Annotated in this window: 4 protein-coding genes; 3 read left to right on the top strand and 1 reads right to left on the bottom strand. The window is 74.6% G+C overall.

Features of this window, described 5'->3' with window-relative positions:
- The 3 genes from H5J30_RS27185 to H5J30_RS27175 all read left to right on the top strand — a co-directional run.
- Nucleotides 1-276 (top strand): hypothetical protein (locus tag H5J30_RS27185; protein WP_181789963.1); only part of this gene is annotated, 276 nt, incomplete at its 5' end.
- 101 nt (nt 277-377) lie between these two features.
- A complete protein-coding gene (locus tag H5J30_RS27180) occupies nt 378-752 on the top strand; it encodes a VOC family protein (protein ID WP_181789962.1) in 375 nt (124 codons plus the stop codon).
- A gap of 178 nt (nt 753-930) precedes the next feature.
- Nucleotides 931-1,932, top strand: a complete 1,002-nt coding sequence (locus H5J30_RS27175) for an extracellular catalytic domain type 1 short-chain-length polyhydroxyalkanoate depolymerase (RefSeq protein ID WP_258563559.1) — start codon at nt 931-933, stop codon at nt 1,930-1,932.
- Nucleotides 1,933-1,985: 53 nt separating this feature from the next.
- Here H5J30_RS27175 and H5J30_RS27170 read toward each other — a convergent pair.
- Nucleotides 1,986-2,464: PucR family transcriptional regulator (locus tag H5J30_RS27170; RefSeq protein ID WP_181789961.1), on the bottom strand; the 479-nt coding region annotated here is incomplete at its 5' end.

Here is a 2,464-nt window from a genome sequence, read left to right as displayed (position 1 = left end):
CGGGTGATCACGGGGAGCTGGTTCCTGCTGGCCGGGATCGCGCTGACCGTGTTCGGCTGCTACATGTTCAGCACCGAGGGCGGCTGGGAGGGCGCCTATCCCATCAGTCTGGTCAGCGCCGCCCTGGTCGCAGGGTTCTTCGGGCTGGCCGCGGTGTTCTACCGGTGGAACGGCCCGGGCAGACCGCCCTTCCGGGTGATGAGAGGGCTCTTCCTGCCCGTCTTCCTCCCGCTGGCCGCGATCTGGGCGGTGTGGAACGCGGTGCTGCTCGCGTAGCGACGCGTACGGGTTGCGTTCCGGCACGGCGGCCATCCGAGGATTGGCCGCCCCCGGGCGGGGCACTCGGCGGGTGTCACGTCGACGTCGAGGAGGTCGCCATGCCCGTCGCCACGTTCTGCCTGGTCGCGGTGGACTGCCCGGAGCCGCGCCGGCTGGCCGAGTTCTACCGCGGACTGCTCGGGGGCGAGGTGAAGGCGTACAGCGACGACTGGTACGACCTCTTCGCGCCGGACGGCACCCGGCTCGCCTTCCAGCGCGCGCCCGGCCTGCGCCCGCCGGACTGGCCGCGGGCCGACGACAACTCCCAGCAGCTCCATCTCGATCTGAGGGTCGCGGACGTCGAGGCCGCGGAGCGGCACGCGCTGGAGCTGGGCGCCCGGCCGCTGGACACGGACGACGACGGGGGCAGCCGGGAGTTCCGGGTGTACGCGGATCCGGCGGGGCACCCGTTCTGCTTCGTCTACGGGGAGTGAGCGCCGGGCCGGACCCGCGCACCCCACTGGAGGCCCGCCACAGGCCGGGGTCCCCAGGAGTGTGTGCCGCATCCGATGGCGCGGCGGCGGTTCGTACCTAACGTGCGGGACCAGGCGCCGGGCGCGGGAAGGATGCCGGGCCGGGCGCCCGGCCATCCCCCCACGACGGGAGAACCCCATGGCGGTTCGTGACCGCACCCGTGCTCGCCCCCGGGCCCTGCTGTGCGCGCTGCTGGCGCCGCTCGCCCTGGTCGCCGGGATGCTTGCGGCGCCCGCACCGGCGGGCGCCGCGTCGGCCGGCCTCACGCCGGTCACCGGCTTCGGCTCCAACCCCGGCAACCTCGGCATGTACGCCTACGTCCCCGACGGTCTGCCCGCCGGCGCGCCGCTCGTGCTCGCGCTGCACGGGTGCACGCAGAGCGCGGGCGACTACCACGGCCACTCCGGCTGGGCCGAGCTGGCCGACGCGTACGGGTTCGCCGTGGTCTACCCGCAGACCACGGGCGCCAACAACGCCAACTCCTGCTTCAACTGGTTCCAGTCGGCCGACACCGCGCGCGGGCAGGGCGAGGCGCTGTCGGTGAAGCAGATGGCCGACCACGCCGCCGCGCTCTACGGCACGGACCCCGACGGCGTCTACGTCACCGGCCTCTCCGCCGGCGGCGCCATGACCGCGGAGCTGCTGGCCGCGTACCCCGACGTCTTCGCCGGCGGTTCCGTCGCCGCCGGCGTGCCGGCCGGCTGCGCGCGCAGCCTCGTCGACGCCTACATGTGCATGTACGTCCAGTCCGGAAAGACGCCGCAGCAGTGGGGCGACCTGGCACGCGCCGCCTCCGGCGGCTGGGGCGGGCCGTGGCCGCGGGTCGCGGTCTGGCACGGCACGGCAGACACCACGGTGGTGCCGGCGAACGCCGCCGAGTCGCGTGACCAGTGGACGGACGTCTGGGGTACGGGGCAGACACCCGCGGAGACGGCGACGCTGCCGGGCGGCACGACGAGGGCCTCGTACGAGGACGCCTCCGGCCGCTCCGTGGTGGAGACGTACACGGTCCCCGGCATGGGCCACGGCCTGCCCGTCGACCCGGGTACGGTGCCCGGGCAGTGCGGCACCGCGGGCACGTACTACCCGGACACCATCTGCGCCGGCTACTACACCGCGCAGTTCTGGGGACTGCTCTGACACCGGCGCTGTGACACCCGCGCCGCGGCGGGCCCGGCCGGCGGCCGGGCCCGTCACCCCGGCGCCGCGGGCGGGGAGAGCATGGCGTGCACCTTCACCGCCAGATGCGCCTGGAGCCCGTGGTCGCCGTGCCGCCACTGCGGGCCCAGCAGCGCCGTGATGCGGTCGATGCGCTGGTAGAGGGTGTTGACGTGGACGTACAGTTCGGCCGCGGTGCGGGTGAGGTTGGCGTCGCAGGCGAAGTACGTCGTCATGGTGCGGGCCAGGTCGCCGCCGCGGCGCTCGTCGTAGTCGAGCACCGGGCCGAGGGTGCGGCGGACGAAGCGGCGCAGCTCGTCGCGGCCGGTCTGGTGGAACAGCAGGCCGTAGACGCCGAGTTCGTCGGGGGAGGCGCCCTCGCCGTCGCGGTCCAGGGCGAGCAGCACGTCCAGGCAGCGCACCGCGTCCGGGTGGGCTTCGACGATGGTCTCCAGCCCCGCGGACGCGGCCGCGGCACCGACGGTGACCGCCGTGTCCAGGGTGCGCCGCAGGT

The sequence above is a fragment of the Streptomyces phytophilus genome (genome assembly GCF_013870535.1).
Lineage (GTDB): Bacteria > Actinomycetota > Actinomycetes > Streptomycetales > Streptomycetaceae > Streptomyces > Streptomyces phytophilus.
The sequence above is the reverse complement of the archived record's forward strand: the minus strand, read 5'-3'. Positions and strand labels throughout refer to the sequence as shown.

Bases quoted from the DNA above. Each gene is read 5' to 3' on its own strand.
- H5J30_RS27180 (WP_181789962.1), top strand. From the start codon at position 378: ATGCCCGTCGCCACGTTCTGCCTGGTCGCGGTGGACTGCCCGGAGCCG.
- H5J30_RS27175 (WP_258563559.1), top strand. From the start codon at position 931: ATGGCGGTTCGTGACCGCACCCGTGCTCGCCCCCGGGCCCTGCTGTGC.